At 52.4% G+C, this 21,891-nt stretch carries 21 protein-coding genes; 8 read left to right on the top strand and 13 right to left on the bottom strand.

The features are described from left to right. Positions 1 to 7 precede the first annotated feature (7 nt). The 9 genes from atpH to asnC form a co-directional block, all read right to left on the bottom strand. Complete coding sequence (gene atpH / locus ACLJTG_RS22085; RefSeq protein ID WP_001288957.1) at positions 8 to 541, bottom strand: F0F1 ATP synthase subunit delta; 534 nt, start codon at positions 539 to 541, stop codon at positions 8 to 10. A 14-nt stretch (positions 542 to 555) separates the two neighbouring features. After that, positions 556 to 1,026, bottom strand: coding sequence for a F0F1 ATP synthase subunit B (atpF, locus tag ACLJTG_RS22090; protein ID WP_001052212.1), 471 nt, complete (start codon positions 1,024 to 1,026; stop codon positions 556 to 558). A 59-nt stretch (positions 1,027 to 1,085) separates the two neighbouring features. Beyond that, complete coding sequence (gene atpE / locus ACLJTG_RS22095; protein WP_000429386.1) at positions 1,086 to 1,325, bottom strand: F0F1 ATP synthase subunit C; 240 nt, start codon at positions 1,323 to 1,325, stop codon at positions 1,086 to 1,088. 46 nt (positions 1,326 to 1,371) lie between these two features. Then, complete coding sequence (gene atpB, locus ACLJTG_RS22100; protein WP_000135632.1) at positions 1,372 to 2,187, bottom strand: F0F1 ATP synthase subunit A; 816 nt, start codon at positions 2,185 to 2,187, stop codon at positions 1,372 to 1,374. A gap of 8 nt (positions 2,188 to 2,195) precedes the next feature. Then, complete coding sequence (atpI, locus tag ACLJTG_RS22105) at positions 2,196 to 2,576, bottom strand: F0F1 ATP synthase subunit I (RefSeq protein ID WP_000116685.1); 381 nt, start codon at positions 2,574 to 2,576, stop codon at positions 2,196 to 2,198. Positions 2,577 to 3,191: 615 nt separating this feature from the next. Continuing rightward, positions 3,192 to 3,815 carry a 16S rRNA (guanine(527)-N(7))-methyltransferase RsmG gene (rsmG, locus tag ACLJTG_RS22110; RefSeq protein WP_001528235.1) on the bottom strand — a complete coding sequence of 208 codons (624 nt, stop codon included), beginning with the start codon at positions 3,813 to 3,815 and terminating at the stop codon, positions 3,192 to 3,194. A 102-nt stretch (positions 3,816 to 3,917) separates the two neighbouring features. Continuing rightward, positions 3,918 to 5,807 carry a tRNA uridine-5-carboxymethylaminomethyl(34) synthesis enzyme MnmG gene (mnmG, locus tag ACLJTG_RS22115; protein WP_000499872.1) on the bottom strand — a complete coding sequence of 630 codons (1,890 nt, stop codon included), beginning with the start codon at positions 5,805 to 5,807 and terminating at the stop codon, positions 3,918 to 3,920. A 378-nt stretch (positions 5,808 to 6,185) separates the two neighbouring features. Further along, a complete protein-coding gene (mioC, locus tag ACLJTG_RS22120; protein WP_000763722.1) occupies positions 6,186 to 6,629 on the bottom strand; it encodes an FMN-binding protein MioC in 444 nt (147 codons plus the stop codon). 89 nt (positions 6,630 to 6,718) lie between these two features. After that, entirely contained in the window at positions 6,719 to 7,177 is a 459-nt protein-coding gene (gene asnC, locus ACLJTG_RS22125; protein WP_000433018.1) for a transcriptional regulator AsnC, read from the bottom strand. Positions 7,178 to 7,327: 150 nt separating this feature from the next. Here asnC and asnA point away from each other — a divergent pair, with 150 nt between their 5' ends. Then, positions 7,328 to 8,320, top strand: coding sequence for an aspartate--ammonia ligase (gene asnA / locus ACLJTG_RS22130; RefSeq protein ID WP_000845123.1), 993 nt, complete (start codon positions 7,328 to 7,330; stop codon positions 8,318 to 8,320). A gap of 4 nt (positions 8,321 to 8,324) precedes the next feature. Here asnA and viaA read toward each other — a convergent pair whose 3' ends face one another. Both viaA and ravA read right to left on the bottom strand, forming a co-directional pair. Further along, complete coding sequence (gene viaA, locus ACLJTG_RS22135; RefSeq protein ID WP_000956582.1) at positions 8,325 to 9,776, bottom strand: ATPase RavA stimulator ViaA; 1,452 nt, start codon at positions 9,774 to 9,776, stop codon at positions 8,325 to 8,327. Further along, positions 9,770 to 11,266 carry an ATPase RavA gene (gene ravA / locus ACLJTG_RS22140; RefSeq protein ID WP_000940987.1) on the bottom strand — a complete coding sequence of 499 codons (1,497 nt, stop codon included), beginning with the start codon at positions 11,264 to 11,266 and terminating at the stop codon, positions 9,770 to 9,772. Before ravA ends, viaA begins: the two co-directional genes overlap by 7 nt. Before the next feature lie 347 nt (positions 11,267 to 11,613). Between ravA and kup the strand changes: the two genes are divergently transcribed. The 7 genes from kup (at position 11,614) to rbsR (ending at position 19,581) form a co-directional block, all read left to right on the top strand. Continuing rightward, a complete protein-coding gene (kup, locus tag ACLJTG_RS22145; RefSeq protein WP_000102338.1) occupies positions 11,614 to 13,482 on the top strand; it encodes a low affinity potassium transporter Kup in 1,869 nt (622 codons plus the stop codon). Between the two features lie 216 nt (positions 13,483 to 13,698). Further along, a complete protein-coding gene (gene rbsD, locus ACLJTG_RS22150) occupies positions 13,699 to 14,118 on the top strand; it encodes a D-ribose pyranase (RefSeq protein ID WP_000715944.1) in 420 nt (139 codons plus the stop codon). A gap of 7 nt (positions 14,119 to 14,125) precedes the next feature. Further along, entirely contained in the window at positions 14,126 to 15,631 is a 1,506-nt protein-coding gene (gene rbsA, locus ACLJTG_RS22155; protein WP_000339359.1) for a ribose ABC transporter ATP-binding protein RbsA, read from the top strand. A gap of 5 nt (positions 15,632 to 15,636) precedes the next feature. Beyond that, on the top strand, positions 15,637 to 16,602 hold the full coding sequence (rbsC, locus tag ACLJTG_RS22160) for a ribose ABC transporter permease (RefSeq protein WP_064047331.1): 966 nt from the start codon (positions 15,637 to 15,639) through the stop codon (positions 16,600 to 16,602). Between the two features lie 24 nt (positions 16,603 to 16,626). After that, the gene (gene rbsB / locus ACLJTG_RS22165; RefSeq protein ID WP_001056260.1) at positions 16,627 to 17,517 is read left to right on the top strand and encodes a ribose ABC transporter substrate-binding protein RbsB; all 891 of its coding nucleotides are present in this window, start codon (positions 16,627 to 16,629) and stop codon (positions 17,515 to 17,517) included. 132 nt (positions 17,518 to 17,649) lie between these two features. Then, entirely contained in the window at positions 17,650 to 18,579 is a 930-nt protein-coding gene (rbsK, locus tag ACLJTG_RS22170; protein ID WP_000844730.1) for a ribokinase, read from the top strand. Positions 18,580 to 18,582: 3 nt separating this feature from the next. After that, positions 18,583 to 19,581: a ribose operon transcriptional repressor RbsR gene (rbsR, locus tag ACLJTG_RS22175; RefSeq protein ID WP_000224491.1), complete on the top strand. Its 999-nt coding sequence runs from the start codon at positions 18,583 to 18,585 to the stop codon at positions 19,579 to 19,581. Here rbsR and mdtD read toward each other — a convergent pair. Next, a complete protein-coding gene (gene mdtD, locus ACLJTG_RS22180) occupies positions 19,547 to 20,974 on the bottom strand; it encodes a multidrug transporter subunit MdtD (RefSeq protein WP_000202071.1) in 1,428 nt (475 codons plus the stop codon). The genes rbsR and mdtD overlap by 35 nt on opposite strands. An 11-nt stretch (positions 20,975 to 20,985) precedes the next feature. Next, on the bottom strand, positions 20,986 to 21,690 hold the full coding sequence (locus ACLJTG_RS22185; protein WP_001131144.1) for a FadR/GntR family transcriptional regulator: 705 nt from the start codon (positions 21,688 to 21,690) through the stop codon (positions 20,986 to 20,988). Between the last annotated feature and the right edge of the window lie 201 nt (positions 21,691 to 21,891).

Raw genomic sequence — 21,891 nt, forward strand, 5'->3', positions numbered from 1 at the left:
AGTCCCCTTAAGACTGCAAGACGTCTGCAAGGCGCTCAAGACGGCCGCGTACGCTGCCATCAATGACCATATCACCCGCCCGGATGATAACGCCTGCCATTACAGACTTATCGATTTTGCAATTCAGCTTCACTTTGCGTGACAGACGTTTTTCCATCGCGGCGCTGATTTTCGAAAGCTGCTCTTCACTCAATGCGGTTGCCGACGTAACTTCTACCTCGGAGGTAGCTTCACTGGCGGCACGCAGATGAATAAACTGCTCCAGAACATCCGGGAGCGCGTTCAGACGATTATTTTCAGCCATCACCCGAATCAGGTTCTGACCGTTTTCGTCTAACTGCTCACCGCAGACTGCGATAAACGACTCAGCGAGCGTTTCCGGCGCCAGCGCGCCAGAGAGAAGCTCTGCCATTTGTTCGTTCTTGGTTACCTCGGCGGCAAACGCCAGCATATCCTGCCAGCGCTCTACACTTTGGTGTTCAACGGCAAAGTCAAAAGCTGCTTTGGCGTAGGGGCGAGCTACCGTAACAAATTCAGACATCAGCCCCTCCCTCCTTACAGTTCAGCGACAAGTTTATCCACGATGTCGCTGTTAGCAGCTTCATCCACGGAACGTTCGATGATCTTCTCGGCGCCAGCAACAGCCAGGATAGCAACTTGCTTACGCAGCTCTTCACGGGCGCGTTTACGCTCGGCTTCAATTTCCGCCTGCGCCTGCGCCACGATTTTAGTACGTTCCTGCTCTGCTTCAGTTTTGGCTTCGTCCAGGATCTGAGCGCGGCGTTTGTTTGCCTGCTCGATGATTACCTGAGCTTCCGCTTTCGCTTTTTTCAGCTGGTCGGTCGCGCTGGCCTTTGCAAGGTCAAGATCCTTATGTGCTCGTTCAGCAGAAGCGAGACCGTCAGCAATTTCTTTCTGACGTTTCTCGATGGCTGCCATTAACGGCGGCCATACGTACTTCATGCAAAACCAGACAAAGAGAATAAACGCGATGGCCTGGCCGAGGATTGTTGCGTTAAGATTCACAGCACAATGCCTCTATCTAGTTAACCTTCTGATATTGCTCTTAATTCAAGCAACGCTTACTACGCGACAGCGAACATCACGTACAGACCCAGACCTACAGCGATCATCGGGATAGCATCCACCAGACCCATAACGATAAAGAACTGAGTACGCAGCAGAGGAATCAGATCAGGTTGACGCGCCGCGCCTTCCAGGAATTTACCCCCGAGGATGCCGATACCGATCGCAGCACCGATTGCCGCCAGACCCATCATCACAGCGGCAGCCATGTACAGCAGATCCATATTCAGGTTTTCCATGACAGTCTCCAGTTTGTTTCAGTTAAAACGTAGTAGTGTTGGTAAATTAATGCTCTTCGGACGCCATCGACAGATAGACAATCGTCAGAACCATGAAAATGAAGGCTTGCAGCGTAATAATCAGGATGTGGAAAATGGCCCACGGCACATTCAGAATCCACTGTGACCACCACGGCAACAGACCAGCAATCAGAATGAAAATCAGCTCACCGGCATACATGTTGCCGAACAGTCGCAGACCGAGAGAAACCGGTTTGGACAGCAGACTTACCCCTTCAAGGATTAAGTTGACAGGAATGAACGCCCAGTGATTGAACGGCTGCAGCGTCAACTCTTTTGCGAAGCCGCCGATGCCTTTCATTTTGATGCTGTAGAACAGAATAAGGATGAATACGCCCAGCGCCATCGACAGGGTGATGTTGACGTCAGCAGACGGCACCACGCGCGTTGCCGGCAGACCCAGCCAATGCTCAGCGATATACGGCAGCAGGTCGATAGGCAGTAAGTCCATCAGGTTCATAAGGAATACCCAGACGAAAATCGTCAGGGCCAGCGGCGCAATCAGCTTGCTTTTGCCATGGTACATGTCTTTGACGCTGCCATGCACAAAGCCGACTATCAGCTCAATCGCGGTCTGAAACTTGCCTGGCACGCCGCTGGTCGCTTTTTTAGCAACGCTACGGAACATCACCAGAAACAACAGACCCAGCACCACCGAGAAGAACATGGAGTCAATATTGAGCGTCCAGAAGGTGGCTGGGGGGTTCTGCGGATCCACCAGCGAGAAAGTACGCAGGTCCAGCTGAAGGTTATTCAGATGGTGTCCTATGTATTCCTGCGGCGTCATATTTTCTGAAGCCATGATGCCTTTTACCCTTTGTTGTTAATTACAGCCGGCGCCAGTATCTGAACCACCAGCACCAAAACCCACGTAACGATCAGCGGCAAAAACACCGCCTTTAAAACCGCCAACGCCACCACCAGTAAAACCAGCATCGCTAACACCTTGAAGGCTTCACCGAAGGCGAAAGTCCAGGACACGCGGCCCTTAGCAGGTGTATGCGCCTGGTGACGCCAGGCAAATATCATAAACAACATATTAGGCAGTGCCACTGCCAATCCCCCACATACTGCGGAGATGCCCCAGAAGGGGTCTTTGAGGCAAAACAGCAATCCACTTGCTATTACCGCCAGAAACTGAATGAACAGAAGCTTACGAGCAACGTTTCGACTCACGAGCGACACAGACATCACGTTTTTACTCCTGCTCACTTCGAGGTATGCCGCGTGTCGTATAAAACGTTCTTTAAGACTTAGAGTCAAGCATCAAAAAGCGGTCAAATTATACGGTGCGCCCCCGTGATTTCAAACAATAAGTAGCCAAAAGGTGAATAAATGTTTAAATATTTTTCTCTGGCCCGCATTTTTAACTTTTAGCCAAAGTGTGAACGATCGTACAAAACTGCAAATAGCGCGAAAACACTGGCGATAAAGCGTGCACCAGATCACACATTAAACATATTCATGCTTACGCAATTCATTTACGTGTCAATTCATGCCTTTTCATCTTTTTGATATTTAAGCGTAAAACCAGGTACTGTTTTAAAAATACCAGCTTACACCTTAAAAACGCCCCATTGACATTTATAATAAAAATTTAACAAGCAAAAGTGATTTTTCGATTCGATTTTTAGCAGACTGATATTTACAAAGTTGATTACTCTCTGTTTTAACAAAAGAAGCGACGTTGTCATGTTGAAACGAAACCGTAAATCCAGAGTTAAATGTAACAACGCTGAAATGCGTTATACCTGTCGATTTTTAACACAAGCCGCGTCGTTTTTTTTCTATTTTTTTTGATAAAAATTAAACTTTGTTTGACTTAATAATCACCAGATGCCGCTCGCCTTCCAGTTGCGGAACGCGTAATTTTTCAACAGATTCGACGCTAAAATCGTCAGGTAGTGAGGCAATTTCATCCCCTGGCAATTGCCCTTTTAAGGCATAAAAACGCCCTTTCTCTCCCGGCAGATGGTGACACCAGCTCACCATATCATTCAACGATGCGAAAGCGCGGCTGATAACGCCATCAAACGGCGGTTCGGAGGGATAGGCTTCAACGCGGCTTTGAACCGGCGTGATGTTTTCCAGTTTCAGTTCGTGCTGGACCTGACGCAGAAAACGTACCCGCTTGCCCAGGCTGTCGAGTAAGGTGAAATGCGCGTCAGGGAGAACAATAGCCAGCGGGATGCCCGGCAGCCCCGGTCCTGTTCCTACGTCGATAAAACGCTGTCCCTGAAGATACGGCGCAACGACTATGCTGTCGAGAATATGGCGTACCAACATTTCGTTGGGATCCCGCACTGACGTCAGGTTGTATGCTTTGTTCCATTTGTGCAGCATATCAACGTAGGCGACCAGCAGCGTTTTCTGGTGATCGGTAAGAGAAATACCGGCATCAGCCAGCAGACGAGAGAGTTTGTTGAGCACGGTCATTACCTGTTAATAATCAAATGCCCGATGCGCTTTCGCTTATCGGGCCTACAAATTTGTAGGGCGGGCAAGCGAAGCGCCCCCGCCAAATTAGTGTTATCAAGCGCTACGACGCAGCATACCTTGTTTTTTCAGCCATACCAGCAGAATGGAGATTGCCGCTGGCGTAACGCCGGAGATACGCGATGCCTGGCCGATAGACGCCGGTTTATGATCGTTCAGCTTGGCGATAACTTCGTTCGACAGACCGGAAACCTGACGATAATCCAGCGTGGCAGGTAGCAACGTATTCTCGTTACGTAGTTGTTTTTCAATCTCATCCTGCTGGCGAGCGATATAGCCTTCGTATTTGACCTGGATTTCCACCTGCTCAGCGGCTTGCTCATCTTCAAGCGCAGGCGCGAATGCGGCAAGCGAAGTGAGCTGCGCGTAGGTCATTTCCGGACGACGCAACAGATCTTCGCCGCTGGCCTCACGGGAGAGAGGCGTGGTCAAATGCGCATTCACTTCATCGGCGGATTCCGCAGACGGCGTTACCCATGTCGATTTCAGCCGCTGACGTTCGCGTTCGATATTTTCCAGCTTCTCGTTGAAGCGCGCCCAGCGTTCATCATCCACCAGACCCAGCTCGCGGCCCATTTCAGTCAGACGCAGATCGGCATTGTCCTCACGTAGCATCAGACGATATTCGGCACGGGAGGTAAACATGCGATACGGCTCTTTGGTGCCCAGCGTACAGAGATCGTCCACCAGCACGCCGAGATAAGCCTGAGAACGCGCAGGCGCCCAGCCCTCTTTGTCGGCGGAAAGACGCGCGGCATTCAGACCAGCGAGCAAGCCCTGCGCCGCAGCCTCTTCATAGCCGGTAGTACCGTTGATTTGACCAGCAAAGAACAGGCCGTGAATAAATTTACTTTCCAGAGTCGGTTTCAGATCGCGCGGGTCGAAGAAATCGTACTCAATCGCGTAACCAGGGCGAACGATCTTCGCGTTCTCCATACCCTGCATGGAACGGACAATCTGCATCTGCACGTCAAACGGCAGGCTGGTGGAGATACCGTTAGGGTAAATCTCGTTAGAGGTCAGTCCTTCCGGCTCAAGGAAGATCTGATGCTGGTTACGATCGGCAAAACGCATCACCTTGTCTTCGATCGAAGGACAGTAGCGTGGGCCGATCCCTTCGATCACGCCAGCGTACATTGGGCTACGATCGAGGTTATTACGAATCACGTCATGGGTTTTCTCATTGGTATGCGTGATGTAACACGGCACCTGTTGCGGATGCTGAGAAGCATTCCCCATAAACGAGAAAACCGGCATCGGGTTATCGCCATGCTGTTGAGCCAACACGCTGAAATCGATAGTACGCGCATCAATACGCGGCGGTGTGCCGGTTTTCAGGCGGCTGACGCGTAGCGGAAGCTCACGCAGACGGCGAGACAGCGGGATGGATGGCGGATCGCCAGCACGACCGCCGCTGTAGTTATCCAGACCAATATGAATTTTGCCATCCAGGAAGGTTCCGACGGTCAGTACCACCGCTTTCGCGCGGAATTTGAGCCCCATTTGGGTCACGGCGCCGACAACGCGATCGTTTTCGACAATCAGATCTTCAACAGCTTGCTGGAAGATCATCAGATTCGGCTGATTCTCCAGCGCGGTACGCACCGCCTGGCGGTATAAGACTCGATCCGCCTGAGCCCGGGTAGCGCGAACGGCCGGACCTTTGCTGGCGTTTAGTATCCTAAACTGAATACCTGCCTGATCGATCGCTTTCGCCATCAGACCGCCGAGCGCATCCACCTCTTTTACCAGATGTCCCTTTCCAATACCGCCGATCGCCGGGTTGCAGCTCATCTGTCCCAACGTGTCAATATTGTGTGTCAAAAGCAGAGTCTGTTGACCCATACGCGCTGCGGCCATCGCGGCCTCAGTGCCTGCATGACCCCCGCCAATAATAATGACGTCAAAAGGATCCTGATAAAACATGGTAATTGCCTCGCATAACGCGGTGTGAAAATGGATTGAAGCCCGGGCGGTGGATTCTACTCAACTTTAGCCGATGGAGAAAGCCCCGGGATCCGGGCTATTAAAAAGAAGATCTTTTTATTTAGAGATCTGTTCTATTGTGATCTCTTACTAGGATCGCACCAGGCTGTGGATAACCCGGATCCTGTAATAAAGATCAATGCGTTGGAAAGGATCACTAGCTGTGAATGATCGGTGATCGTGGCCCGTATAAGCTGGGATCAAAACGGGTACTTATACACAACTCAAAAAGTGAACAACGGTTATTCTTTGGATAACTACCGGTTGATCCAAGCTTTCCACCAGATTTATCCACAATGTATCGCACGATCTTTACACTTATTTGAGTAAATTAATCCAGGATCCGAGCCAAATCTCCGCTGGATCTTCCGGAATCTCATGCTCAAGGATGTTGATCTTCAGTGTTTCCCCAACCTGTTTTGCGCCAGCGCCTTTCAGTTCCGCTTCTATTTTCTCAATCGCGCCGCAAAACGTGTCGTATTCTCGACTGCCAATGCCAATTGCGCCGAAACGTACCGCGGAAAGATCGGGTTTCTGCGTCTGAAGGTCTTCATAGAAAGGGGTCAGGTTGTCCGGAATGTCTCCGGCGCCGTGCGTTGAGCTGATTATCAGCCAGATCCCGGAAGTTGACAGATCCTCTAATAACGGACCGTGCACCGTTTCGGTTGAAAAACCGGCAGCTTCCAGCTTTTCCGCCAGATGTTCCGCGACGTATTCGGCGCCGCCCAGGGTGCTGCCGCTGATAAGAGTAATGTCTGCCATTGATCGCTCGCTCAGGTAAAGAGGCTGCATTGTACTCTGTGAACGAGCTGGGATCTACCTGTGGAAAAATGTGGGATTAAAAAAGCCGATCATGGCTTGATGGTGCGCATGATCGGGTTCTGCAAGACGATCAGTGTCTCAGTGGACTGAATTTCATCAATTGTTTGGATCTTGTTGATAAGTACGTGCTGAAGCGCGTCGATTGATTTGCACATCACTTTTATAAAGATGCTGTAGTGACCGGTGGTGTAATACGCTTCCGTCACTTCATCCAGGCTTTCCAGCCGGGCCAGTGCGGAGGGATAGTCTTTGGCGCTTTTGAGGATGATGCCAATAAAGCAGCCCACATCGTAGCCCAGCTGTTTAGGGCTGACGTCAATCCGTGCGCCCGTAATGATCCCGGCCTGCTTCATTTTCTCGACGCGAACGTGAATGGTTCCAGGGCTAACGCCAAATTGTTTGGCCAGTTCGGCGTAGGCGGTGCGGGCATTTCCCATTAAGGCGTCAAGTATGCCGCGGTCCAGATTGTCGATCTGATAATTTTCCATCGCTTTTTCTTATGCAGATTAATGATTATCTCTATTTTAGCCATTATTTTTAACGAATCAAAACCGAAGTTAGCTTTTTATCTGTTGATTATTGAATAGTGCTCTCGTTTTGTTGCTTAATCATAGGCAACAGGACGCAGGAGTAAAAAAATGAAAACCGCTTACATTGCCAAACAACGTCAAATTAGCTTCGTGAAATCACATTTCTCTCGCCAGCTGGAGGAGCGCCTGGGTCTGATTGAGGTCCAGGCGCCGATCCTGAGTCGCGTAGGGGATGGTACGCAGGATAATTTGTCCGGCTGTGAAAAAGCGGTGCAGGTAAAAGTGAAAGCATTGCCTGACGCCCAGTTCGAAGTGGTGCATTCACTGGCGAAGTGGAAACGTCAAACCCTGGGGCAACATGACTTCAGCGCGGGCGAAGGGCTGTACACGCACATGAAAGCCCTTCGCCCCGATGAAGACCGACTCTCTCCGCTCCACTCGGTCTATGTGGATCAGTGGGACTGGGAGCGTGTCATGGGCGATGGCGAGCGCCAATTTTCCACCCTGAAAAGCACAGTAGAGGCTATATGGGCAGGAATTAAGGCGACGGAAGCAGAAGTGCATAAACAGTTTGGTCTGGCGCCGTTCCTGCCAGAGCAAATTCAGTTTGTTCACAGCCAGGAGTTGTTGTCTCGCTATCCGGATCTGGATGCGAAAGGGCGCGAACGCGCGATCGCCAAAGAACTTGGCGCCGTTTTTCTGGTGGGGATCGGCGGTAAACTGAGCGATGGCCACCGCCATGATGTACGCGCGCCGGATTATGATGACTGGAGCTCCGCATCTGAGCTGGGCTACGCCGGTCTGAACGGCGATATCCTGGTGTGGAACCCGGTGCTGGAAGATGCGTTTGAGCTTTCCTCTATGGGTATTCGCGTAGATGCCGATACGCTGATGCGCCAGCTGGCGTTGACCGGTGATGAAGATCGTCTGCAACTGGAGTGGCATCAGGCGCTGCTGCGCGGCGAAATGCCGCAGACCATCGGCGGCGGGATTGGGCAGTCGCGTCTGACGATGTTGCTGCTGCAATTGCCGCATATTGGTCAGGTACAGTGCGGCGTATGGCCCGCGCAGGTTCGCGAAAGCATTCCTGCTATTTTATAAGCCGTTAGCGCCGCCAGCGTCTCAGCAGGCGGCTTCGCATCCCGGTGTCAAAGCGCCAGATATGATCGAAAATGCGCATGATGCCGGGTTTGCCGTGCGCCGACATCGCCACCGCATGGAATCGATGCTGGTGAAGACGCTGCAACTCTCCCACTTTGCTCACCACGTCATCCGGCAAGCGCTGGGCGATAAAATCCGAAATGACCACCGCATCGGCATCAAACCATTCCCGTCCCTGCATTCTTTCAATAATGGCGCGAAAACAGCTGGCGATATCCGTGCCGCCGCGAAAACGTTGACTTAAAAAGCGGATGGCCTGCTCGATACCTTCCGGGCCGGAGAGTTCATAGCGCACAACGTCAGTGGAAAACAGCATAATAAAGCAGCGGCGGTTATCCGCCAGCGCAACGCGCATCAACGCCAGGCAGAACGCTTTTGCGCACTGCTCGTTAAATCCTCCCATCGAGCCTGAAGTATCGACGCAGACAATAAACGGTCCGCGCGGCTGCTCGTCGACATCCTGGTGTACTACCGGCCGTTCGGTCACTTTCTCACGCCACGCTTCGCCATGCAGGCGATAGGTGAGGAGCTGTTTTTCCACTAACCGGCGGTAAAATTCATATTCCAGCTCGGTGATGCCGAGCGTCGCCAGCTCTGGCGGCAACAGGCGCAGAATATCATCGCCTTGCTGAATACCGTCAACCTGCTCCGGCACCGTTGCGGGTTCGCGTACCAGTGTACGAAAGGTTTCCATCGGCGCGTCTTTTTTCGGTACCGATTTGGCTTCCCGCGAACGTCCCAGTTGTTCCGCCAGTTGCATTAGCTCCGGCTGGGCGGCGAGAAATTCGCCGTATTTTACGATCAGTTGATAATCACCACGTTTAAGCTGGCCCGCGCTCATATCCCACAGGCGGCCTGCGGCATTATCATTTTCCGCCAGCGTCGGTTCCAGTTGCCCGCTCAGCGTCATCCGTTCCTGAACGTCACTCAGCAACTGTTCGCGCTCTTCTTCCAGTAATTGCTGGTTTAACGTGGTGGCCTGCACGACCAGACTTAACCGCCAGCGTTGCAAAAAAAGCGTGTGTAGCGCAGGGGTAAAGGTACTGTTGCTCTCCGTCAATTGCTTCGCCTGCGCGGCATACGGTGAATGCAGGCGATGAAGCAACGCCAGTATTTGCGGCAGTTGCACGATGAACTGTGGTGTAGAGAGAAGTTGGCTTTGCTGATAACACATGACCTCTTCCGTGAGTTCCGGCGGAACGTGTGCGTCTTTAAGACGGCTGCGTAGCGCTTCCCGCCAGCGCGGGAGATCGGCGGTCACGGCGTTTTTTAAACGCGGAAACTTTTCAAAGAAAATGACCAGCTGTGGGGAAGCCAGTAGCGCGAGGATCATCTCTTCGACCATTCCCTCTTCGCTGACGGCCAGCATGGTATTTAGCGTATCCAGCGTCAGCATTGTTGCGCCTGGCGGATCTGTTCTCCTACATCCTGCAGGCTGGCCTCAATGCGCCCTAACCAGTCGCTGTGAATAAACAGGCAATGTTGCTGCTCGCTGAAGCGGGTATGCTGCTGGCGCCAGTCGTTTTCTAACGTTTCCAGCTGCTGTTTGATCTCCGCAGGCATACTGTCTTCAGCCGCTCCCGGTAACGCCAGACGGGTACCTTGTAGACTGATGTCGCGCACCACCAGATGTTGAGCGTTATCGACTTCCATATTCAGCGTTTGGGCAAAGCCGATCCCGTTCAGTTTGCCGCGGATCTCGCCGCCTTTGGTCAGCCAAAGTTCCAGCGCGCTGCGGTCAAAGGTAATATGGATCACTTCCATATCATGCAATTTGAGCGGTTTTTGTAGCAATAACGTCAACGTTGACGCACTGGCTTCCGGCGGTAAAGTGTAATGCGGGCGACGGCTGAACATACCGCCTTCTTTAATGACGGTGAAGGCGGTTTTATCGCTTTGCTGTTGCTGCAACTGAAGGCGACGCTGGACGATACCGCCGAGGCGAGTCAGCATGGCCTGCTGCTGCCAGGCGTGTCCGGTCATCAATATTTCCAGTTGCTGTTGCATGAGATTCAGACTCTGCGCGTCATACCACAAGCAATCTTTTAGCAGGATAAGGTCAATCGGCGCAACCGCGTCGCGTCCGCTAAAGAAGGCGCTGGCCTGTAACAGGCGGATGGCTTTCTTCCAGCGACGGTCGGAGACATAAGGCGCATTCGGCAAATTATCCAGCTGTTGGCGCAGAGTAAATATCAGCTCAAAGACCGGATCAGGGAGTGAAATCGCGCCGATATCCTTTTGCCACTGTTGATATTCTTCGTCGCTAACCTGTAACGAGGCAGGTACCGGGTTATCACTTTCATCCTGCTGACTGACCAGCATGGAGCGGAAATTGGCTTTATCCTGAACTTTATCCAGCCACAGGCGAATCAACATTCGGTCGTACAACGCTTCCAGGCTGCTGTCCGCTTCGGGCAGTTCGTTAGAGGCCGCCACCAGCAGCCGCATCGGAATTTTTTCCTCAAATGCGCCGTTGCGGAAATGGCGTTCGTTAATGGCGGTCAGCAATGTGTTCAGGATAGCTGGCCCGGCTTTCCAGATTTCATCCAGAAAAACGATTTCGGCTTCGGGAAGGTAGCCGGTCGTTAAGCGTTCATAGCGACCTTCATCTTTCAGCGCCTGAATAGAGAGCGGGCCAAAAACCTCTTCCGGCGTGGAAAAGCGTGTCATCAGATATTCAAAAGCGCGGGCGCGCTGGAAAGCAAACTTCAGGCGGCGGGCAATCAGACTCTTGGCGATACCGGGCGGGCCCAACAAAAAGACGCTCTCACCGCTTAACGCCGCCAGTAGGCAAAGGCGTATGGCATGACTACGTTCATACAGCCCCTTCTCAAGGGCGCTGCTCAGACGGGAAATTCTTTCCGCTAATAAATGTGGGTGAGCCATAATAAAGAGGCGTCCTTTCGACAAATGGATCATGCTAATTGCGAGTATAGACGTTTCACCACCGGGGCTGTAATCGTCTGACGCGCTGTTTATTTTTCTTTGAGCCAGGTTAATCTGGCTTCATTTAGGGGTACGATTTTATGATTAATCGTGCATACTGTGCGCTTTTTTGTGGGCCAAGGGACTAAGCACACATTTCATATCTATACACTCATTCATTCAAACTACATCAAGGCGGCAAAGGAGTGAATCCCCTGGCACTGACTTAAACGTGTGACTGGGGTAAGCGAATGCAGCCGACAAGGAGGTAGGGTGAAGGGTGACGTGTATAAACGAAAGATGAGTCTATGAGCACTGATAATAAGCAATCGTTGCCTGCGATTACCCTCGCAGCTATTGGGGTTGTCTACGGTGATATTGGTACCAGCCCGCTTTATACGCTTCGTGAATGTTTGTCCGGTCAGTTTGGTTTTGGCGTTGAACGAGATGCCGTATTTGGTTTTCTGTCGCTGATCTTCTGGCTACTCATCTTTGTGGTTTCCATCAAATATCTCACCTTCGTGATGCGCGCCGATAACGCGGGTGAAGGTGGAATTTTGACGCTGATGTCGCTTGCCGGGCGTAATACCTCGGCGCGCACCACATCCATGTTAGTTATCATGGGACTGATAGGCGGCAGCTTTTTCTATGGCGAAGTGGTGATTACGCCGGCGATTTCGGTGATGTCGGCGATTGAAGGCCTGGAAATTGTCGCGCCGCAGCTGGATACCTGGATTGTCCCGCTTTCCATTATTGTGCTGACTCTGTTGTTTATGATTCAGAAGCACGGTACGGGAATGGTAGGGAAACTCTTTGCGCCGATCATGCTGACCTGGTTTTTAATCCTGGCGGTACTTGGCCTGCGCAGTATTATCGCCAATCCCGAAGTGTTACATGCGCTGAATCCTGTCTGGGCGGTACGTTTTTTCCTTGAATATAAAACCGTATCATTTATTGCGTTGGGCGCGGTGGTGCTGTCGATTACCGGCGTAGAGGCGTTGTACGCCGATATGGGACACTTCGGTAAGTTCCCGATTCGCCTGGCGTGGTTTACCGTGGTATTGCCGTCGTTAGTACTGAACTACTTTGGTCAGGGCGCATTGCTACTTAAGCATCCGGAAGCGATTAAAAACCCCTTCTTCCTGTTGGCGCCGGACTGGGCGTTAATTCCGCTGCTGATTCTGGCCGCGCTGGCGACGGTGATCGCCTCCCAGGCGGTCATTTCCGGCGTCTTTTCGCTGACGCGTCAGGCCGTGCGTCTTGGCTATTTGTCGCCAATGCGCATTATCCATACCTCCGAGATGGAGTCCGGTCAGATCTATATCCCTTTCGTTAACTGGCTGCTTTATTTCGCGGTCGTGGTTGTTATTGTTAGCTTTGAGCACTCCAGCAACCTGGCGGCGGCCTATGGTATCGCCGTGACCGGCACGATGGTGCTGACGTCTATTCTTTCTACGACCGTGGCGCGTAAGAACTGGCACTGGAACAAATATTTTGTCGCGCTGATCCTCATCGCATTCCTGTGCGTGGATATCCCGCTGTTCTCGGCTAACCTCGACAAATTGTTGTCCGGCGGTTGGCTGCCGCTGAGCCTGGGTCTGATCATGTTCACGATCATGACCACCTGGAAGAGCGAGCGTTTCCGTCTGTTGCGTCGTATGCATGAACACGGTAATTCGCTGGAAGCGATGATTGCTTCACTGGAGAAGTCACCGCCGGTTCGGGTGCCGGGTACTGCCGTATACATGTCGCGCGCGCTCAGTGTGATCCCTTTTGCTTTATTGCATAACCTGAAGCACAACAAAGTGTTGCATGAGCGCGTAATCTTACTGACGTTGCGTACAGAAGATGCGCCATATGTGCATAACGTTCGCCGGGTGCAGATTGAGCAGTTGTCTCCGACATTCTGGCGCGTGGTGGCTAGCTACGGCTGGCGCGAAACGCCAAACGTTGAAGAGGTGTTCCACCGCTGCGGTCTGGAAGGGCTTAGCTGTCGGATGATGGAAACGTCGTTCTTTATGTCGCACGAGTCGTTGATTGTCGGCAAACGCCCGTGGTATTTGCGTCTGCGTGGCAAGCTGTATTTGTTGTTGCAACGCAACGCCCTGCGCGCGCCGGATCAGTTCGAGATCCCGCCTAACCGCGTGATTGAGTTAGGTACGCAGGTCGAGATTTAACCTCCCATCAACATGCCGGGGGCCGCGTTGGCTTACCCGGCCTGACCAATCCGTAGATTCCCACAAGATAATCGCCTGATGGCGATTATCTTCACCTGATTTCCGCTAGCGAAACGTTTCGACGGCGATCACAATTCTGTTACGTCATGATGGTTTTATGAACACATCCAGGGTTACACTGCGGCCAGCGAAACGTTTCGCTAGTGGAGCAGAAAAATGAAGAAAGGCACCGTACTCAACTCTGAAATCTCGTCGGTCATTTCCCGTCTGGGGCATACTGATACTCTGGTGGTCTGTGATGCGGGTTTACCCATCCCGAATAGCACCGCGCGTATCGATATGGCACTAACCCAGGGCGTACCTTCTTTTATGCAGGTGGTGGATGTCGTGACCCGGGAAATGCAGGTTGAGGCGGCGATTCTTGCAACGGAAATCAAACAACAGAATCCGCAGCTCCACGAAACGTTGCTCACTCACCTTGAGCAACTGCAGCAACACCAGGGAAACACCATAAAAATTAGTTATACGACACACGAACAATTCAAAAAATTGACTGCAGACAGTCAGGCGGTGATTCGCAGCGGGGAGTGTTCCCCGTATGCGAACGTCATTCTTTGCGCTGGCGTTACGTTCTGAGGCCGCTATGGACGCATTACTGCAACTCAAAGGGATCGATAAAGCGTTCCCCGGCGTGAAGGCTCTCTCCGGCGCCGCGTTAAACGTTTATCCTGGCCGCGTTATGGCGCTGGTGGGGGAAAACGGCGCCGGAAAATCCACCATGATGAAAGTATTAACCGGCATCTATACGCGAGATGCGGGATCGTTGTTATGGCTGGGTAAAGAGACCACCTTTAATGGGCCTAAATCGTCTCAGGAAGCCGGGATCGGCATTATTCATCAGGAACTGAACCTGATTCCGCAGTTGACCATTGCGGAAAACATCTTCCTGGGCCGTGAGTTTGTGAATCGCTTTGGCAAAATCGACTGGAAAAAGATGTATGCCGAAGCCGACCACCTCTTAGCCAAACTCAATCTGCGTTTTAAGAGCGATAAGCTGGTGGGCGAACTCTCTATCGGCGATCAGCAAATGGTGGAAATCGCCAAAGTGCTGAGCTTCGAATCCAAAGTCATCATTATGGATGAACCGACCGATGCGCTGACCGACACTGAAACCGACTCTCTGTTCCGCGTTATCCGCGAATTAAAATCGCAGGGGCGCGGCATTGTCTATATCTCCCACCGTATGAAAGAGATCTTCGAAATTTGCGATGACGTGACGGTCTTCCGCGATGGGCAATTTATCGCCGAGCGTGAAGTGGCCACGTTGACCGAAGATTCTCTTATCGAAATGATGGTGGGACGTAAGCTGGAAGATCAGTACCCGCATCTGGATAACGCGCCGGGTGAGATTCGCCTGAAGGTCGATAATCTGTGCGGACCGGGCGTGAATGATGTCTCTTTTGTGCTGCGAAAAGGCGAGATCCTTGGCATCTCCGGCCTGATGGGCGCCGGTCGCACCGAGCTGATGAAAGTATTGTACGGCGCGATGCCGCGAACCAGCGGTTACGTGACGCTCGATGGACACGAAGTGGTGACGCGTTCTCCGCAGGACGGGCTGGCCAATGGCATCGTTTATATCTCTGAAGACCGTAAGCGCGATGGACTGGTGCTCGGCATGTCAGTTAAAGAGAATATGTCGCTGACGGCGCTGGACTATTTCAGCCGCGCTGGCGGAAGCCTGAAACACAAAGATGAGCAGCAGGCGGTGGGGGATTTTATCCGTCTGTTCAACGTCAAGACGCCGTCAATGGAACAGGCGATAGGCCTGCTTTCTGGCGGTAATCAGCAAAAAGTGGCGATTGCCCGCGGGTTGATGACGCGCCCGAAAGTGCTCATTCTCGACGAGCCGACCCGCGGCGTGGACGTCGGCGCCAAGAAAGAGATTTACCAGCTTATCAACCAGTTTAAGGCCGACGGCCTGAGCATCATTCTGGTCTCATCTGAGATGCCAGAAGTATTAGGCATGAGCGATCGCATCATCGTCATGCATGAAGGGCATCTCAGCGGTGAATTTACTCGCGAGCAGGCCACCCAAGAAGTGTTAATGGCTGCCGCAGTGGGCAAGCTTAATCGCGTGAATCAGGAGTAAAAAAGATGACAACCCAGGCTGTTTCTGGTCGCCGTTATTTCACTAAAGCGTGGCTTCTTGAGCAGAAGTCGCTCATTGCCCTGCTGGTGTTGATCGCGATTGTGTCGACGTTGAGCCCCAACTTTTTTACCGTTAATAATCTGTTCAATATTCTTCAACAGACCTCCGTCAACGCCATTATGGCGGTGGGGATGACGTTGGTGATTCTGACATCGGGGATCGATCTGTCCGTCGGTTCCCTGCTGGCGCTCACCGGCGCGGTTGCCGCTTCAATCGTCGGCGTTGAAGTGAATGCGCTGGTCGCGGTTGCCGCCGCGCTGGCGCTGGGCGCCGCGATTGGCGCTGTTACTGGCGTTATCGTCGCGAAAGGCCGCGTACAGGCGTTTATCGCTACGCTGGTGATGATGCTATTACTGCGCGGTGTAACGATGGTTTACACCGACGGTAGCCCGGTCAACACTGGCTTTACCGATAACGCCGATCTGTTTGGCTGGTTCGGTATCGGCCGTCCGCTGGGCGTTCCTACGCCGGTCTGGATCATGGCTATCGTCTTTATCGTCGCCTGGTATATGCTGCATCACACCCGTCTGGGACGCTATATCTACGCGCTGGGCGGTAACGAAGCGGCGACGCGCCTGTCTGGCATTAGCGTGAGCAAAGTGAAAATTATCGTCTATTCACTTTGCGGCCTGACAGCATCGCTGGCGGGCATCATTGAAGTGGCGCGCCTCTCTTCCGCGCAGCCGACGGCGGGTACCGGCTATGAGCTGGATGCTATTGCCGCCGTGGTGCTGGGCGGCACCAGCCTTGCTGGCGGTAAAGGACGCATTGTTGGGACATTGATCGGCGCATTGATTCTCGGCTTCCTTAATAATGGTTTGAATTTGTTAGGTGTTTCCTCCTATTACCAGATGATCGTCAAAGCGGTGGTGATTTTGCTGGCGGTACTGGTAGACAACAAAAAGCAGTAACAACGACTACAGGACATCTGAAATATGAACATGAAAAAACTGGCTACCCTGGTATCTGCTGTTGCGCTGAGCGCCACCGTGAGCGCGAATGCAATGGCGAAAGACACCATTGCGCTGGTGATCTCTACCCTCAATAATCCCTTCTTCGTGTCGTTAAAAGACGGGGCGCAAAAAGAGGCGGATAAACTGGGTTATAACCTGGTGGTGCTGGACTCCCAGAACAACCCTGCCAAAGAGCTGGCGAACGTGCAGGATTTAACCGTTCGCGGGACCAAAATTCTGCTGATCAACCCGACTGACTCCGATGCGGTGGGTAACGCGGTGAAGATGGCGAACCAGGCGAAGATTCCGGTTATCACGCTTGACCGCCAGGCAACCAAAGGCGATGTCGTCAGCCATATCGCGTCTGATAACGTGCTGGGCGGTAAGATCGCTGGCGACTATATCGCGAAAAAAGCTGGCGAAGGCGCCAAAGTGATTGAGTTGCAAGGTATTGCCGGAACATCCGCGGCGCGTGAGCGTGGCGAAGGTTTCCAGCAGGCGGTAGCCGCCCACAAATTTAATGTTCTGGCCAGCCAGCCTGCCGATTTCGACCGTACTAAGGGTCTGAACGTCATGCAGAACCTGCTGACCGCGCATCCGGATGTTCAGGCTGTCTTCGCCCAGAACGATGAAATGGCGCTGGGCGCACTGCGCGCGCTGCAAACTGCCGGTAAAGCAGATGTGATGGTGGTTGGATTTGACGGTACGCCGGATGGCGAAAAGGCCGTAAAAGATGGCAAACTGGCAGCGACTATCGCTCAGTTACCGGATCAAATCGGCGCCAAAGGCGTTGAAGTGGCGGATAAGGTGCTGAAAGGCGAAAAAGTTCAGGCCAAATATCCGGTTGACCTGAAACTGGTCATCAAGCAGTAATAAACGACACGGGTCAACTATGGCCTGATGGCGACAGAAATACGCGAGCCTCCGCTGAGGTGAACGTAAAAAAAGAAAAGCAGGGCACGCGCCACCCTAACCGGTGGCGCACTTTGACGTGGAACCCCGAATATGAAAACCGCAGGTAATCTCATCGTCCTTGGCAGCATTAATGCCGATCATATCCTTAATCTTGAGTCCTTCCCTACCCCGGGTGAAACGGTAACCGGTAGCCATTATCAGGTCGCGTTTGGCGGGAAAGGCGCGAATCAGGCGGTTGCTGCGGGACGTAGCGGGGCAAATATTGCGTTTATCGCCTGCACGGGCGATGACGATATTGGCGACAGTATTCGTAAACAATTAGTCAGCGATCGTATTGATATCGCGCCAGTTAGCGTTATTAAAGGCGAGTCTACCGGGGTGGCGCTGATTTTCGTTAACGGCGAAGGCGAGAACGTCATCGGTATTCATGCCGGAGCGAATGCCGCGTTATCGCCGGCGTTGGTTGATGCGCAACGTGAACGTATCGCGCAGGCGGATGCGTTACTGATGCAGCTGGAATCGCCGCTGGAAAGCGTACTGGCGGCGGCGAAAATCGCCCATCAACATCATACTACTGTTGCGCTTAACCCGGCGCCTGCCCGTGAGCTACCGGATGAACTGCTGGCGCTGGTGGACATCATCACGCCAAATGAAACGGAAGCTGAAAAGCTGACGGGCGTGCGTGTGGAAAATGACGACGATGCCGCGAAAGCTGCGCAGGTTTTGCATGATAAAGGCATTCGAACCGTATTAATTACCTTAGGAAGCCGTGGCGTCTGGGCCAGCGTAAACGGCGAGGGCCGCCGCGTTCCTGGATTTAGCGTTGAGGCTGTCGATACCATTGCCGCCGGAGATACGTTTAACGGCGCCTTTATCACCGCGATACTGGAGGAGACGCCGTTGCCGGAAGCGATTCGCTTTGCCCATGCCGCCGCCGCGATTGCCGTAACGCGTAAAGGCGCGCAACCTTCCGTTCCGTGGCGCGAAGAGATAGAAGCGTTTTTACATCAGCAGGGGTAACGCTTGGCTACTATGAAAGATGTTGCCCGCCTGGCGGGAGTCTCTACATCGACGGTCTCTCACGTTATTAACAAAGATCGCTTTGTGAGTGAGACGATAACCGAAAAAGTTGAAGCGGCGATTAAATCACTTAACTATGCGCCTTCTGCGCTGGCGCGAAGCCTCAAGTTAAACCAGACCCGCACGATTGGTATGCTAATTACCGCCAGTACCAACCCTTTTTATTCCGAACTGGTGCGCGGCGTTGAGCGAAGCTGTTTTGAGCGCGGTTATAGTCTGGTGTTGTGCAATACCGAAGGCGACGAGCAACGGATGAACCGCAACCTGGAGACCCTGATGCAAAAACGGGTAGACGGTTTACTGCTGCTGTGTACCGAAACGCATCAGCCTTCTCGTGAAATCATGGAGCGTTATCCGTCTATTCCTACCGTCATGATGGACTGGTCGCCGTTTGATGGTGAGGGCGATAGCGATCTCATTCAGGATAATTCGTTGCTAGGCGGCGATCTTGCTACCCAATACCTTATCGATAAAGGATTTACCCGAATAGCCTGTATTACCGGCCCGCTGGACAAAACGCCAGCGCGTTTACGGCTGGAAGGGTATCGGGCGGCGATGAAACGCGCAGGGCTGGCTATTCCGCAAGGCTATGAGATCACCGGCGATTTTGAATTTGGCGGCGGCTTTGACGCCATGCAGGCGTTACTCGCCCATCAACAGCGACCGCAAGCGGTTTTTACCGGAAACGATGCGATGGCTGTCGGCGCCTATCAGGCGCTATATCAGGCGGGGCTTCGTATTCCGCAGGATATGGCAGTCATTGGCTATGATGATATTGAGCTGGCGCGCTATATGACGCCGCCGCTGACGACTATCCATCAGCCGAAAGATGAATTGGGCGAGCTGGCTATTGATGTGTTGATTCATCGGATGGCGCAGCCCGCCTTGCAACAACAGCGACTTCAGCTTACTCCGGTTTTGACGGTGCGTGGGTCGGTTTAGATTTATGCCGTTCTTTAATCAGATTGTTGCCGTCTTTGGCTCTTAGCAGCATAAACATCAGCGCGGACACGATAGTGATCGCCCCCATCGTGATAAAGGTATAGTGGAACTGTTCCACGGTACTGGTGCCCGCAAAACCTTCATAAATACGTAACACCGCCGCGCTGATCGCCACGCCTAAACTGATAGACAATTGCTGCGTAACCGCCAGAACGCTGTTGCCGCTGCTGGCGTTATCGTCTGTCAGATCCGCAAGAGTAATCGTATTCATTGCCGTAAATTGAGTGGACATCGCCATTCCAAGAATGAATAGCGGCAGCACGAGCATCCAGATCGGCATGGCGGGAGATTGAAACGAAAACTGGGCAATCATCAGACCGATAAATACCGTAATGCCGACCAGAGTCTTCCGGTATCCCAAACGTCGCAAAACCTGCGTTACGGTCGATTTCGCGATAATAGAACCCAAAGCTGTCGGCGCCATCATGCAGCCGGCGATCAGAGCCGGGTAGCCAAAACCAACCTGTAGCATTAACGGCATCAAAAAAGGTACGCAGCCTGTCCCCAGACGCGTGGCGAGGTTGCCGGCAATACCGACGGAAAATGTGCGTGTCTTAAACAGCGATAGTGATATTAACGGTGTCGGATGACGGCGGGCGTGGCGGATATAGGCCAATAGTAGAACGATACTGCAAAAAATAATGGCGGATGCGATCCATGTCGCCACAATCTTTTCGCCAAACAGTTCCATTCCGCTGGAAAATAAAACCAGACTTAACCCAAAAAGAAAGAAGCCGGTCATGTCAAACTTGCGACGCGGCGTGGTGAAGTTGGGCATATATTTGCGGGCATACAGAATGCCTGCAACACCAATGGGAATATTAATCAGGAAGATCCAGTGCCAGCTTGCCCAGGTCACCAGTACGCCGCCTAATACCGGCCCCAGAATCGGACCTACCAGCCCCGGCATAGTGACAAAGTTAAGAACGGGCAGCAGCTCACTACGCGGATAGGCTCGCAATAACGCCAGCCGCGCCACTGGCATCATCATCGCTCCGCCGACGCCTTGTACGACGCGAAAAATAACCAATTCAGATAGTGAACTGGAGAGCGCGCAGGCCAGCGAGCCTAACGTAAACAGACTTACGGCAACCATAAAAACGCGACGCGTACCAAAGCGGTCAGCCAGCCAGCCGCTTACCGGAATTAACATAGCTACTGTCAGGGTATAACTGATAATAGCGGACTGCATGGCGAGTGGTGAACGGTTAAGACTATGCGCAATAGCCGGTAAAGCGGTATTCAAAATGGTGGCGTCTAGCGCCTGCATAAAGAAGGCCATCGCCGCGATCCACGGCAGGCCAGCCATACTGCGCGCTTTTTTGCTGGTCATTCAATATCCTGTTAATTATCTGGTCTCTCATTGGGCGCTATTAACAACGCCTGGCAGGCCTGGAAAGCGCGTTCGCCGTCGCCATCAGCGATGGCATCAACAATGGCCTGGTGCAAATCCAGCTTTACCACCTCGTTATAGGTGATTGAGGTAAAGTAAGTGTGATAAACCGAATGAAATAGCGTCGCAAAAGAGATTAGAAAGGGATTGGCGCTCATTTCGTAGATATGCTCGTGCCACGCCATATCCACTTCAATCCAGCGTTCACGCTTAAAATGCTTTTTCAGCGCGACCATCTCTTCCATTAAGGCATTAAGCCGCGCTTTCTGCTCCGGTGTGCCAAGAGTCGCCGCCAGCAGGCAGGCTTGCGGCTCCAGGCTAATACGCATCACCAGAAAATGATCTACCACCTGATGAAAATTTTCTTCCGTCATCCACCAGGTCAGCAGCTCTTGATCCAGAAAGTTCCAGTTTCCCTGCGGCATCACCCGCGTACCAATGCGCGGACGGGGTAGCACCATACCTTTAGCCGTCAACGTTTTCACCGCTTCGCGAACTGCCGTTCGACTTACGCCGTACTGCTCGCCCAGTTCTATTTCGCCGGGAAGAATCGTACCGGGGGCGTAGTCACCCTTTAATATCCGCTGCGCCAGCTTTTCAGCCAGAACATAGGATAGATTTTTCTGTGCGGCTAATTGTTGTGCGCTTAAAGGCATGAATGTTCTTCCTTTCTCTTTCGTTTGGTTATTAGTATGCCACCTGGAAGTGTGATTGCAGTTGCAATAACGGCAATTTGCTTATTTTATGGCACGTTAAGCCCGCTGTTGATGAAAAAAGAGACACTCAGAAAATTATTTTAAATTTCCTCTTGTCAGGCAGAAATAACTCCCTATAATGCGCCACCACTGACACGGAAC

Origin of the sequence: Salmonella sp. SAL00672, from assembly GCF_046552175.1 — a bacterium.
In the GTDB taxonomy this organism is placed as follows: domain Bacteria; phylum Pseudomonadota; class Gammaproteobacteria; order Enterobacterales; family Enterobacteriaceae; genus Salmonella; species Salmonella enterica.